This is a genomic window from Bifidobacterium scaligerum (genome assembly GCF_002802865.1).
Lineage (GTDB): Bacteria > Actinomycetota > Actinomycetes > Actinomycetales > Bifidobacteriaceae > Bifidobacterium > Bifidobacterium scaligerum.
Genome location: NZ_PGLQ01000003.1, coordinates 55133 through 68256 on the forward strand (window position 1 = coordinate 55133; position 13124 = coordinate 68256).

The window sequence follows — 13124 nt, forward strand, 5'->3', positions numbered from 1 at the left end:
ATTACTCCTTCGTTCGTCGCATGGGGTGCTGCTTTTCCTACCCTCACTCGGCTATCGCCGCATTCAGTTGCACATCTCGTGCAATGCTACTCCAATTCCCCGGAGGGGAAAGGTCCACCGGTCTTCGGCCAAGGTTTGCGGCTCATCGTGCGATAATCCCAATACCCTTCGGCGGGGAAACGTTCGCCGCGCACCTCCTCCATCACCATATTCATGCGCTTGAGCACACGCCAGGTCAGTTCGTTGACGGCTTCGACTGGCGGCTCATCGCCCCATGAATCCACATCGTTGAGCAGGTCGGCGTAATCGATACGCTCGTCGTAGCACATCACCACGTTCTTGCGCGGCCAAGGCCACCAGTGATTGATGGAGGCAGCGCCCCACGTCACCGCCGGAAACAGCGGCACCTGCTTGCCCAACCTGCGCGAGGACTCAAGGGCGATATAACCTACGCCTTCCTTGATGCTCATCACCCATTTTTGCGGATCACGAGTCACCGTGCCTTCCGGCCATACCGTCAGTGGACGGCCGGAGGTGAGAATATCGATCGAGGTTTCCTCGATCTGCTTGGCCTTGCCAGAATGACGCTGGACGGGCTGCATGCCCACCAGTTGGAACCATTTGCCGATCACCGGCCATTTCGCCATTTCGGCTTTGGCCATATAACGCGGGCGGCGGCCCAAGTGGAACAGGCTCATCATCGGCACGAACACATCGAACATGGTCACATGGCTGGCGGCCGTGATGAACGGACCGGTTTCCGGCACACGCTCCAATCCCCAAGCGCGAGTTTTGCAGCTGGCGCGGAACACTACGGACACGCCGGCCAGCAGACGTTTGGTGGCCTTGGGATTCTGCGCATCGATTTCCGCCTGATTGGGCGTGCGCGGACCGGTCGGATAATAATTCGTAGGGTCCACAAGCGTGTGACGAGCGGCCAGACGTGCGACCTGTTCGTCGGATAACGGGCTTACCGCCGAACGCGGCGAGGGTTTTCCTTTGGATGCCATGCCCATCATTGTGGCACGGCACGTACCCAGCCCCTCTTTATACGTTTTCGCGCGAATCGTGCGCATAGCACGGCTGCAACGGCCATTTTGCGTACGAATCGCGCGAAAAGCACATGAAAGTACGTCAGTCGGTCCTCAGAGCACCGCGATGGCGTCGATCTCCACCAAAGCACCCTTGGGGATCATGTTGTTGCCGAAGGCCACGCGAGCCGGCTTCACGGAACCGATGAACACCTCGGCATAGCGGGCGTCCACCTCCTTGAAGTCCTCGACGTTCTTCAGATAGATGGTGGCACGCACCACATGCTCGATGCCGGTGCCGGCCGTGTCGAGGATGTGCTTGATGTTCTTCAGCGCCTGAGCGGCCTGTTCTCCGGCCGTGTCGCCCGCCAGCTCGCCCGTGGCCGGGTCGATGCCCAGCTGGCCGGACACGAACACGAAACCGTTGGCCTTGACCGCCTGGCTGTATGCGCCCAGCGCGGCCGGAGCCTCGGAGGTGGCCACCGCTTCCATCTTTTCGCTCATCAGATGCTCCTCTCTCTATGCCCATGGGCCCATCGATACGAGCTACATGGCCTGATTGATCTGGGAACGCCCCACATACGCCTGAGGCATCACCGCCCGGCTTCAAGCCGATTACGTTGCAGTCTAGCGATGTCCGCCACGTCATCGTCCGCCGATGCCCGCCATGCGGCCATTCGAGGTGCCGGGCAGACTGCCGAATCCTTAGTATGCGGCAGTATGCGGCAGTATGCGGCCGGCAACGTCGCCAACACTGCGTCTGAGTATGAGCACAGGCTTCACATACCGTGCTTTGCGCTTTGCCGGTGTGTGAAGCCTGCGTTCTGGTGGGCCCAAAGGGGATCGAACCCTCGACCTTCTGTTCCGGAGACAGACGCTCTATCCACTGAGCTACGGACCCAGACAACTCCTCTACTGTACACCATATTTCGTACGGTGGCAGCAATGCGGCAGCGACGTGGGCGACCATCGTCATCTCAGCGATCTGACGATAACCACAAGCGATTCCAAACTGATTGCACAGCGATCGGATCGACTGCCGGCAAACCACAGGCCAAAAACCCGGCAAACGGCTGCACATACCCTCGGAAAATCGCCGATAACCGTATCGCAGACTCTACAATGGGGTTATGTCGGAACCTACAGATGACTTCGAATACGAACGCCGCTTCTTCTGCCGCGAGCTGCCGGCGGAGTATGACGACGGCGATGTGCCGACTCTTATCATTCAAAGCTATTACGTGCATACCGACAACTACGCTTTACGCATCCGACTGCTCTCACACGATATCCACATTGACATGACGTCTGATCTCGATCCGCTCGCCATACTCAATCAATACCGCGAGCGTTTCTCCGAAGCGTACGTCACCGTCAAAGGCCCGTCCGTGGGCGGCACACGATATGAGGTAGAACGCGAGGTCGATACCCGCATAGCCGTCGAATTGGTTTGCCGCGGCGGCGCGGTCATCATCAAGAATCGCTATTCCGTGTGGATTGCGGAAGACGGATGGAGCGTCGATGTGTTCGGCGGGGCAAACGCGCCATTGATCGTAGCCGAAGCCGAACGCGCCACACCGGTGACCAACCTGACGATTCCCAAATTCTGCATCACCGAAATCACCGATCAGCCCCGATTCAACAACGACGGGTTGGCCGGGCGTCCGTTCAGCGAATGGGCCGACGACTTCGAACGCGAACTCGCCCAGCAGGGACCGCATTTCCAGCAGTATTTCGGCAAGAATCGCATGGCCTGAATCCGGTGCGCCCCAGCGGCCGTGCTCGAACGCACCGGATTCAGCACCCCGATCAATACATCTCAGTACATCAACGTGGCCAAGCGACGACGTGCGCGCTTCAGACGCTCATCGGTGGGCTCGGGAATGGCGAAGTACTCCAGCAGACGCTTGCGCACCGTCTCAAGATCCGCCTTGTGCCCGGCAGCCAGGAAGTCCAGCAACCTGTCGAATGCGTCCTGAATCTGTCCGCCGATCATGTCGATGTCAGCGACGGCCAGCTGGGCGTCCACATCGTCGGGAGCGGCGGCAGCCGCGGCACGCACCTCACGCACATTGGCCTGACCGGAACGGGCCAGCAGCAAAGCCTTGGCACGTTCGCGGGCGGCAAGCGCATCGTTCGGATCGGATTCCAGCACACGCTCGTATTCGGCCGCGGCCCCGGCATAATCGCCTTCTTCCGCCAGTCGATGGGCTTCAGCATGTTCCGGCGGCACCTGCTGTTCGGCAGCGCCCGCGCTCTGCGCCGCATCCGAATCAGGATCGCCAGAGTACGGAGCAGTGCCGTTCACACCGGCCTGAGCGGCGGCGGCAATGATCTTGGGAATGACTTCGTCGCACAACTGCTTCAGTTCATCATCTCCCGGCAGTCCCTGCAGCAACGGCATCGGACGGCCGCCGATCAGGGCGAACAGTGCGGGCGCACCGGTAACCTGCAACGCCTGAGCAATCGAGGGATTGGATGCGATATCGATACGGGAGAGCTGGATCTGACCGTTCAGCTTGTTCACCGCGTCACCCAAGGCACGAGCCATCGGGAACAGACGATCATCGGTCGGCACCCACAGCAGCAGCAGAATCGGGAACGTGGCAGAGGTGGTCACCATGGCCTGGAACGTGTTCTCCGTGGTGTCGATCACATAGCCGCCGGCCGCCGGCGCGCCACCGGCCTGTCCGGGCTCGGCCTTGACCTGATGCTTCAGCGCCTCCAAATCGACCGCCCCCGCGAGCGAGACTCCGGGATGGAACTGCTGATCTGCCATTTTTTGCCTCCACGTTCGTATTCGTTATGACTCCAAATATCACAACGGTGCCGGAACCGATTGTAGTTCCAGCACCGAAGGATTATGGCTTTCTATGCCCAGGCTATGCTCACGGCGTCAGCATGCCGTTCGCTTTACAACGCCTCGACCTTGACCGGCTGACGATCGGATCCCACTGCCGTGATCTGCTTGCCGGAATCCTTGAGCGGAATGTACAACGCCACCACGTTCACATAGGTGACCTTCATAGTGCTGGTGTACTTATCGCTGTTGTACAGCACTTTCTCATCGTTGGACGCGGGCTGCGATTCACGGCCGTCACCAGCGTTACGAGTCCATTCACCATTAATACGGCCCACGACCAGATCGCCGCCGTCCGCAGCGCGCATCACCCACATCTGATCGGGCACCGCGGTGAAGGTCTGCTGTTGCGTGCCGTTGTTGCCTTTTACGCCTTCTTCGACCTTCTGGGTCAACGTAGCCAGCTCCTGACGCATCACATCGTCCGCGAAGTTCGCCGCGTACTGGCTTTTGTCGCCGTTCTGCAGCACGTCGGCATATTGCGCCAAGGCATCGGCCGGAGTGGCCACCAGATTATCGTCCTTGGCGGTACCCATCTTCGATCCGATGGTAGGCACTTCGAACTTCGGCAGCTGTGCGCCGTCGAACAGTCGGGCCATGGCCACCAACTTATAGTTCTGCTGTGCCGAATCCTGGCTCAGCACCAACAGTCGCTTGGCCTGCTGATCTTCCGTGGTGGTGGTGATGTCGAATATCGTACGCGGCCAGCCGTCTTCCGTAGGGATCACGGTCTGGGCAATATCCTTGGGGATGGTGGCGTACTTGGACATGCCGCCGCCGCGTTGGTTGATGATGCCCTGGCTGGTGCGAATTTCCAGCTGCGGGCCGCCCATCACGGCCGCATACGCATCCGGATTCTTCGCCTGATCAGCCTCATCGATGGCCTGAAGAATACGCAAACGAATTTTCTTCTCCTGTGCCTCGGTCAGGTCCGGGGCGGCTTTGGCGGAAGTCGATACGCTCGGCGTCGGGATCTGGCCCTCGCATGCCGTCAGCGGTGCTACCAAGGCAACGGCGGCGAGCGCGGCCACGCACAGTCTGCTCCAGCGCTTGGTCATCGGTTCTCCTCCGTTTCCTTGTTTTCGTGGGGTTCGGGTTCGTTACGCAGACTCGGGAAGGCGAACGTGCCGGTGGAGGCCTCCGCCGTGTTCCCTTGCGAAGCGCTCCCCTGAGTCGTGCTCTCCTGTGCCAGACGCGAGAAGTACGCCTGCAGTTCGTCCGGCGTAATCACGGACGTAGATTCGTTGTCCTGTGCCGAAGACCAGTCGTCGGACTGTCCGGAGGACTGCTGATCGGCCACCAGATTACGTGAAGCGGGGTCAATGATTACCGGCGACGACGTTTCGACGGACTGCTCATTGGCGCCGAGCGAACGATCGTTGCTCACAGCCGGACGGCTTCCCCGACGATGCGACGCATGACGGCGGCGGCCGCGTCGACCCGACGCGGCGCTTGCGCCACCGGACGCCGTAGCCCACGACACGCTCGCCGTCTCCTCTTCCTGAGGCATGGTGGCCACACCTTCCACAAACCGCTTGCGACGCTTATGCGGCGGCATGGCGAACACCGATGCGGACAGTGCGGCCAGAATGGCCAGCAATCCGCCGGACAGGTAGAACGGCATCGCAAAATCCGGCACTTCGGAGCGCACCCAGTGCAGCTTGACCGTGCCCTTGGTGTTGTTTTCTCCCAAGTCCACGATGGCCACGGTGGAATCGGCCGTGTCCTTGCTGTTTAAGGACACCGATTTGGCACCGCATTTCACCGACGACCACATGTCGGAGTCTTTAAAGGCCACGGCGTTCCCGTCGCCAGCGGCATTTTGAGAACTCTGGGATGCGCTATTGCCCTTTTTGGTGGTCAGGTCGGACCAGGACGACATACCGGTAATACGGGTGTAGGCTTCGGACGACACCCAGCCGGTCACATCCTTGGACGCCCCCAGCGCCACGCATGCTTCGGCTTGCGATGTGGAACCAGCGGATTCCACGGTGATGGTCGTACTACGGTCCAATAAAGTCAACACTCCGGGATCAGTCACCACATAACGAGTCCCGGTAATGGCGGCGGATACGGTGATCTCGCTGGAGGGCTTCCATATCGTAGCGTTCAAATACCCCAACGCGATGGCTGCCACAGCAAGCAGACCAAAGATAGGCGTCACCACTCCACGCATGATTACGGCATGACGGGATGGGCGCTCGGCACCCTTATCCGGTCTTGTAGTCTGTTCTTCAGCACTCATAACTCCACCATTCTACAATCTTCACTTGTTGATTACCTTGAGAGGGCGGAAAATCAGGGTTAGTCGGTAGTCTGGTGTGTCATGCGCAAGTCTGTTGTCACCAAAATCGTAGCCCTCGCCTGCTCGCTGATCATGTGCGCAGCAGTGGCCGGCTGCTCCTCCGATTCATCCAGCTCATCGGATTCGTCCAAGTCGTCCGATGCGTCTTCCAGCAAGAACCAGATCGCCGGCGTCACCGCCACAGGAAAGCTCGGTGAAAAGCCTACCATCTCCTTCAATGCTCCGATGACCGTCTCGGACGGCTCATATGTGGTGTTGCAGAAGGGCGACGGCGACGTGATCGAAGACGGCGATCGCGTGTGCGCGCAGGGCATCGCGCTGAACGTCAAGGACGGCACCGAGCTCATGGACACGTGGACCAAGAACACGCCCGACTGCTCGCTCAAGGTGAGCTCCTCCACGCTGAACTCCACCTATTACGGTCAGATCAAGGGTGCCAAGCTCAACACCACCATCGCTTTCGGTGTAAACGACCAGAATTCCTCCGGGTATTCGTACATTCTGGCGATGACTCTGGTTTCCAAGTCCAAGGATCTTGAGAAGGCCACCGGCGAGGAAGTCAAGGACATTCCCGCCAATCTGCCGAAGGTCACGCGTGCGAAGGACGGCAAGCCCTCCATTGATATGAACGGGCAGGGTTCAGTGGATTCGTTGATCTCCCAGACGCTGATCAAGGGTTCCGGCAAGAAACTGACCGATACCAACACGGCAGTGGTCAAGTACTCTGGTTGGCTCACCGACGGCACCCAGTTCGATTCCTCTTGGACCAAGAACACCACGATCGACGCTGACCTTTATTCGGGCGGCCAGCATACGGTGATCGCCGGCTGGCAGAAAGGTCTGATCGGCCAGACCGTCGGCTCTCAGGTGCTGCTGGTGATTCCTCCGGATCAGGCCTACGGATCTTCCGGTCAAGGCTCGATTCCCGGCAACTCCACGCTGGTGTTCGTCATCGATATTCTCGCCGCGTACTGATCTCTCGCCGATACGCAGCTCATACGCAGCACAGATATCCTCGGCTCTCCTTTGCAGGAGAGCCTTCTTATTTTTACGAATCGCTATGGATTGTTATGGAGTACGTTACAGTGGGTGCCTATGCGCATTATCGTTGCCGACTGCTCGGCCGAATATTCCGGCCGACTCAACGCCACACTTCCGCTGGCCAAACGTGTACTGCTGATCAAGGCCGACTCCAGTCTGCTGATTTTCTCCGAACTGGGCTCCTACAAGCCGCTCAACTGGATGACCGCCCCCTGCACCATCAAGGAGCTCGACCCATCCTTTTCGCGCGAATCGGACGGCAAAGACGATTCTGAGCCCTCCGAATCAGACTTTTCGCGCGAATCGGGTGCAGAGAGTGCAGAGAGTGCAGAGAGTGCAGAGAGTGCAGAGAGTGCAGAGAGTGCAGAGAGTGCGGAAGGCGCGGAAAGTGCGGAGAAGGTGCTGCGGGTTTCGTCAGATAAGGGAGCTGACGTGCTGGAAGTTACGTTGTGGCACGTCTACTCCGACCAGACCTATGACCTAGGCGAGGATCCGGGACTGATCAAGGACGGCGTGGAGGACCATCTGCAGCAGTATCTTGCCGAACAGATCGAGCGTATCGGCAAAGGCGCGAAATTGGTACGACGCGAATACCCCACAGCCATCGGCCCGGTGGACATCATGGCCATCAACGCCGATGGCGAGCATGTGGCGGTGGAGATCAAACGACATGGCGGCATCGACGGCGTGGAGCAGCTCACGCGCTACTGCGAACTGCTCAATCGCGATCCCCTGCTGGCTCCGGTGCATGGCATTTTCGCCGCACAGACCATCACACCCCAAGCCCAAGTGCTTGCCAAGGATCGTGGCTTCACCTGCCTGATTCTCGATTATGACGAGATGAAGGGCACCGAGGACGACTCGCTGCGACTGTTTTAAGGCGGGGATGCGCGCGATTGGTTCTGTAGCGATCGTGATTGTGCGCGGTATGTGGCTACGTATGGCACGAGAGGCAGTTTGCAGTAGGCGGCTGCTGCTCGCGATGCGCGATTGCCCCATAACACGGGCCACGCAATACGTGATTCCCCCTATCGCATGGCCCGTCGCGGTACATGATCGCATGGCCCGTCGCGGTACATGATCGCATAGATCGCGATTATGCAATCACGTACCACGCCTCCAACCAAGTGCTCACCACATAAAGCCAAAGTGTTTGCCACATGGCCACAGAAATATGTAATTCGCCGTTTTGTGGCAAGGATGCGCGGTACGAAACCGCATAAACCGCATTATTGCGATTTCGTGGCGCAAGTGCCGTCGCGATCTGTCCGTTTCCGACCGTGCTGCGTGCCGTGCACCCGCCGCAATGAATCATATTCCGGTGTGCGGCACATCCCAAGTAACTCAAGCAACTACAGAACAGCAATAAGTAGTGATTAAGCAGTAATCGCTACGCCGATCGCAAACCACGCACACGCACACGCATATACAAAAAGGGGCTCTCTCTGCACTAGTCATCTAGTCAGAGAGAACCCCTCATGCTATTCGCTATCCAACAAGCGAAGTTCAGGCCTCCACGCCGGAGTACTGCACGTCGTGGCCGCGTTCGACCGCCACGGTGAGCTTGTTCGAGTCGAAGGAGATGAATCCATCGGTCACCTCGAACATGTGGCGATCGCCATCGGGCTCAACCACGGTGAGCGTACCCTGCTTGATCACCGTGAGCACGGGCTCATGGTCCGGCAGAATGCCCATGCCGCCTTCGGAGGCGGGAATGGTCACGCTCGACGCCTCGCCGTGCCACACCGGGTGGTCGGCGGCGACGATGTTGACCTTCATCGTGGTCTTAACCGAATCAGCCATCACGCACCCAGTTCCTTCTGCATGTTGTGCCACTTCTCTTCGAGATCGTCGATGCCGCCGATGCCGGAGAATGCCTGCTCCGGAACGTCGTCGTACACGCCGTCGCAGATGCGGGTGAATGCTTCGATGGTCTCGTCGGCCGGCACATAGGAGCCCGGGCGACCGGTGAACTTCTCGGCCACGTAGAAGTTCTGGCCGAGGAACTGCTCGATCTTACGAGCACGGTTCACGGTGGTCTTATCCTCTTCGCCGAGCTCGTCGATACCGATCAGGGCGATGATGTCCTGCAGCTCCTTGTTACGCTGCAGAATCGCCTTGACGCGGTTGGCGCACTCGTAATGAGCCTGGCCAACGTAACGCGGATCGAGGATTCGCGAGGTGGAGCTCAGCGGGTCCACTGCCGGGTAGATGCCCTTGGAGGCAATGTCACGAGAAAGCTCGGTGGTTGCATCCAAGTGGGCGAAGGTCGTGGCCGGTGCCGGGTCGGTGTAATCATCGGCCGGCACGTAGATGGCCTGCAGCGAGGTGATGGAGTGGCCTCGCGTCGAGGTGATGCGCTCCTGCAGAGCACCCATCTCATCGGCCAGGTTCGGCTGGTAACCCACGGCGGAAGGCATACGGCCCAGCAGCGTGGACACCTCGGAACCGGCCTGCGTGAAGCGGAAGATGTTGTCGATGAACAGCAGCACGTCCTGGTTCTGCACGTCGCGGAAGTACTCGGCCATGGTCAGTGCGGTCAGCGGGACGCGCAGACGGGTACCCGGCTGCTCATCCATCTGGCCGAAGACCAGAGCGGTCTTCTCCAGCACGCCGGCCTCGTCCATCTCGCCGATCAGATCGTTACCCTCACGGGTACGCTCGCCCACGCCGGCGAACACGGACACACCGCCGTGGTTCTGGGCCACGCGCTGAATCATTTCCTGAATCAGCACGGTCTTGCCCACGCCTGCGCCGCCGAACAGACCGATCTTGCCGCCCTGCACGTACGGGGTCAGCAGATCGATAACCTTGATGCCCGTCTCGAACATCTGGGTCTTGGACTCCAGCTGATCGAATGCCGGCGGGTTACGGTGAATCGGCCAACGCTCGGTGATGGTGATCTGCTCTTCCGGCTTCTTGTTCAGGATGTTGCCGGACACGTCGAAGACGTGGCCCTTGGTCACGTCGCCGACCGGCACGGAGATCGGAGCGCCGGTGTCGTACACGGAGGCGCCACGCACCAGGCCGTCGGTCGGCTTCAGTGCGACGCAACGTACCGTGGAGTCGCCGAGGTGCTGTTCAACCTCAAGCGTGATTTCGGTGGCCTTGGCTTCGCCCTCTTCCTTGGCACCGGTGTTGACGATCGTCACATGCAGTGCGTTGTAGATGTCAGGCAGATGGCCCACCGGGAACTCAACGTCGATAACCGAACCTTGGACTCGGGTAACACGTCCGTGAATCGGCTCGCCGTTGGTCTCGGAAGCCACAGTGGTCTGGTTCTCAGCCATAGTGTTCCTACTCTTCCTTTGTATTCAGCGCGTCGGCGCTGCCGATGATCTCGGTAAGTTCCTGGGTAATCGAAGCCTGACGCGAGGCATTGAGCCTACGGGTAAGCGCATCGATCAGGTTGCGTGCGTTGTCCGTTGCCGTGTGCATGGCGTTCTGGCGGCTTGCCGTTTCGGAGGCGGCAGCAGTCAGCAGACACTCGTGGATACGAGACTGGATGTACTTCGGCAAGATGGCATCCAGCACTTCATCCAGACTCGGCTCGAAAGCGTACAACGGGGAGATATCCTCCGCGGCCTTCTCGTTCTCCGGGTCCGGAACCTTGGCTTCGTTCCCCACGATTTCCACAGGCAGCATGCGCAGCACGCGCACCTTCTGGACCACCATGTTGATGAACTCGGTGTAGACGATGTAGAGCTCGGAAACTCCACCCTTCTCCGCCGGCTTCATGTAGGCATCCATCAGGGTGTTGGAGATCGTCTCAGCGATTTCCACGCCGGGCTGGTCGGTGTCGCCTTCCCATGTGGCCGCTACGTCGCGGTTGCGGTATTTGTAATACGTCGAACCGCGACGCCCGTACACGAACAGCTCCGGCTGCTTGCCATCCGCCTCAAGGCGGGCCAGCAGCGACTCCGTTTCACGGATGATCGAAGAGGTGTACGGGCCGGCCATGCCACGATCCGAGGTGAGGGCGAGAACAGCCACGCGCGGGTTGCTCTCGTCCTTCACTGCGATCGGATGCGTGATATGGGTGTGTGCCACCAACGCTTGCACGGCATCGAAAATCGCATCTGTGTACGGCTTCGCGTTCAGGGCCACATCACGGGCCTTGGCGATATGCGAAGACGCAATCATCTCCTGAGCGTTGAAGATCTTCTCCAGCGACTCAGTGGAGCGGATGCGTGATTTCAATGCGAGTTGCGAGCCCATGGCTTACTTCTCTCCCGCCACGATCTTTTCCTGCTCGACCGGAGCGGCCTGAGAGGTGTCAGGCTTCTTCTCCACCAAGGGCTTGCCGGCGGAGGTCACGAAGGTGGCACGGAAGGCATCCACAGCCTCGCCGAGTGCGGCCTCGGTATCGGCGGTGAAGTCCTCAGTCTCGCGAATGGTCTTGAGGATATCGGTGTTGTGGTCGAGGTAGTCCAGCAGACCCTGCTCGAAGGGAAGCACGTCGGCCAGCTCAAGGTCGTCGAGCTTGCCGTGGGTGCCGGTCCAAACGGACACGACTTCCTGCTCCATCGAGTACGGGTGGAACTGCGGCTGCTTCAACAGCTCGGTCAGGTGGGCACCACGGGTCAGCTGAGCCTTGGATGCCGCATCCAGATCGGAGGCGAACATGGCGAAGGATTCCAGCGAACGATACTGTGCCAGGGAGATCTTCAGCGTACCGGAGACCTTCTTCAAAGCCTTGGTCTGTGCGGCGCCACCGACTCGGGAGACGGAGATGCCCACGTCCACGGCAGGACGCTGGTTGGCGTTGAACAGATCGGACTGCAGGAAGATCTGGCCGTCGGTGATGGAGATCACGTTGGTCGGGATGTAGGCGGACACGTCGTTCGCCTTGGTCTCGACGATCGGCAGACCCGTCATCGAACCGCCGCCGAGATCATCGGAGACCTTGGCGCAACGTTCAAGCAGACGGGAGTGCAGGTAGAACACATCACCCGGGTAGGCCTCACGCCCCGGCGGGCGACGAAGCAGCAGGGAAATCGAACGATAAGCTTCAGCCTGCTTCGACAGATCGTCGAAGACGATGAGCACGTGCTTGCCGTTGTACATCCAGTGCTGGCCGATGGCCGAGCCGGTGTACGGGGCGATGTACTTGAAGCCTGCGGAATCGGAAGCCGGGGAAGCCACGATGGTGGTGTACTCCATGGCACCGGCGTCTTCGAGGCTCTGCTTCACCGAAGCGATGGTGGAGCCCTTCTGACCGATGGCCACGTAGATGCAGCGCACCTGCTTCTTCGGGTCGCCGGATTCCCAGTTCGCCTTCTGGTTGATGATGGTATCGATCGCGATGGCGGTCTTACCGGTCTGGCGGTCGCCGATGATGAGCTGACGCTGGCCGCGGCCGATCGGCGTCATTGCGTCGATGGCCTTCAGACCGGTGGACAGCGGCTCGTCGACCGGATGGCGGTGCATCACGTCGGGGGCCTGGGCCTCCAGAATGCGTCGGCCTTCGCTCTTGATCTCGCCGAGGCCGTCGATCGGCTTGCCCAGCGGGTCCACGACGCGGCCGAGGTAGCCGTCGCCGACAGGCACGGAGAGCACTTCGCCGGTACGGCGCACTTCCTGGCCTTCCTCGATTCCAGCGAAATCGCCGAGAATCACCACGCCGATTTCACGGGCGTCAAGGTTGAACGCCAGGCCGAGCGTGCCGTCTTCGAACGTCAGCAGCTCATTGGCCATGCAACCAGGCAATCCCGTCACGTGGGCAATGCCGTCACCGGCCGTGGCGACATAGCCCACTTCCTGGGTGGGGGTGTCGCTCGGCTGGTAGGACGAGACGAAGTCGTCCAAGGCCTTGCGAATCGAGGCGGGATCGATGGTCAGTTCTGCCATGATCACTCCTTCTATTGGTTATTGTTCAGTCAAGTCT

The 13124-nt window shown here is 59.8% G+C and carries 12 protein-coding genes and 1 tRNA gene; 3 read left to right on the top strand and 10 right to left on the bottom strand.

Features of this window, described 5'->3' with window-relative positions:
- Positions 1 to 86: 86 nt before the first annotated feature.
- From CUU80_RS06045 to CUU80_RS06055, 3 genes are all read right to left on the bottom strand, one after another.
- Positions 87 to 1010 carry a lysophospholipid acyltransferase family protein gene (locus CUU80_RS06045; RefSeq protein ID WP_100496462.1) on the bottom strand — a complete coding sequence of 308 codons (924 nt, stop codon included), beginning with the start codon at positions 1008 to 1010 and terminating at the stop codon, positions 87 to 89.
- A 135-nt stretch (positions 1011 to 1145) separates the two neighbouring features.
- The gene (locus CUU80_RS06050) at positions 1146 to 1535 is read right to left on the bottom strand and encodes a Rid family detoxifying hydrolase (RefSeq protein WP_100496463.1); all 390 of its coding nucleotides are present in this window, start codon (positions 1533 to 1535) and stop codon (positions 1146 to 1148) included.
- A gap of 321 nt (positions 1536 to 1856) precedes the next feature.
- Positions 1857 to 1932, bottom strand: a tRNA-Arg gene (locus tag CUU80_RS06055).
- Positions 1933 to 2161: 229 nt separating this feature from the next.
- On the opposite strand from CUU80_RS06055, the gene CUU80_RS06060 reads away from it, so the two are divergent.
- Positions 2162 to 2788, top strand: coding sequence for a CYTH domain-containing protein (locus CUU80_RS06060; protein ID WP_100496464.1), 627 nt, complete (start codon positions 2162 to 2164; stop codon positions 2786 to 2788).
- Between the two features lie 62 nt (positions 2789 to 2850).
- Here CUU80_RS06060 and CUU80_RS06065 read toward each other — a convergent pair whose 3' ends face one another.
- The 3 genes from CUU80_RS06065 to CUU80_RS06075 all read right to left on the bottom strand — a co-directional run bounded on the left by CUU80_RS06065 (position 2851) and on the right by CUU80_RS06075 (position 6136).
- Positions 2851 to 3810, bottom strand: a complete 960-nt coding sequence (locus CUU80_RS06065) for a tetratricopeptide repeat protein (protein WP_100496465.1) — start codon at positions 3808 to 3810, stop codon at positions 2851 to 2853.
- Between the two features lie 134 nt (positions 3811 to 3944).
- Complete coding sequence (locus CUU80_RS06070) at positions 3945 to 4949, bottom strand: DUF8094 domain-containing protein (protein ID WP_100496466.1); 1005 nt, start codon at positions 4947 to 4949, stop codon at positions 3945 to 3947.
- Complete coding sequence (locus tag CUU80_RS06075) at positions 4946 to 6136, bottom strand: hypothetical protein (protein WP_243388670.1); 1191 nt, start codon at positions 6134 to 6136, stop codon at positions 4946 to 4948. The genes CUU80_RS06070 and CUU80_RS06075 overlap by 4 nt, the downstream gene beginning before the upstream one ends.
- Positions 6137 to 6217: 81 nt before the next feature.
- On the opposite strand from CUU80_RS06075, the gene CUU80_RS06080 reads away from it, so the two are divergent.
- Both CUU80_RS06080 and nucS read left to right on the top strand, forming a co-directional pair.
- Positions 6218 to 7171, top strand: coding sequence for an FKBP-type peptidyl-prolyl cis-trans isomerase (locus CUU80_RS06080; RefSeq protein WP_100496467.1), 954 nt, complete (start codon positions 6218 to 6220; stop codon positions 7169 to 7171).
- A 120-nt stretch (positions 7172 to 7291) separates the two neighbouring features.
- Positions 7292 to 8116 (top strand): endonuclease NucS, encoded by an 825-nt coding sequence (gene nucS / locus CUU80_RS06085; protein ID WP_100496468.1) that lies wholly within the window; start codon positions 7292 to 7294, stop codon positions 8114 to 8116.
- A 627-nt stretch (positions 8117 to 8743) separates the two neighbouring features.
- Here the strand turns inward: nucS and CUU80_RS06090 are convergent.
- The 4 genes from CUU80_RS06090 to atpA are packed head-to-tail and all read right to left on the bottom strand — an operon-like array spanning position 8744 to position 13087.
- Positions 8744 to 9040 (bottom strand): F0F1 ATP synthase subunit epsilon, encoded by a 297-nt coding sequence (locus CUU80_RS06090; protein ID WP_100496469.1) that lies wholly within the window; start codon positions 9038 to 9040, stop codon positions 8744 to 8746.
- Positions 9040 to 10527, bottom strand: a complete 1488-nt coding sequence (atpD, locus tag CUU80_RS06095; protein ID WP_100496470.1) for a F0F1 ATP synthase subunit beta — start codon at positions 10525 to 10527, stop codon at positions 9040 to 9042. The genes CUU80_RS06090 and atpD overlap by 1 nt, the downstream gene beginning before the upstream one ends.
- Before the next feature lie 7 nt (positions 10528 to 10534).
- Positions 10535 to 11455 carry a F0F1 ATP synthase subunit gamma gene (locus CUU80_RS06100; protein ID WP_100496471.1) on the bottom strand — a complete coding sequence of 307 codons (921 nt, stop codon included), beginning with the start codon at positions 11453 to 11455 and terminating at the stop codon, positions 10535 to 10537.
- A gap of 3 nt (positions 11456 to 11458) precedes the next feature.
- The gene (gene atpA / locus CUU80_RS06105) at positions 11459 to 13087 is read right to left on the bottom strand and encodes a F0F1 ATP synthase subunit alpha (protein ID WP_100496472.1); all 1629 of its coding nucleotides are present in this window, start codon (positions 13085 to 13087) and stop codon (positions 11459 to 11461) included.
- Positions 13088 to 13124: the final 37 nt, after the last annotated feature.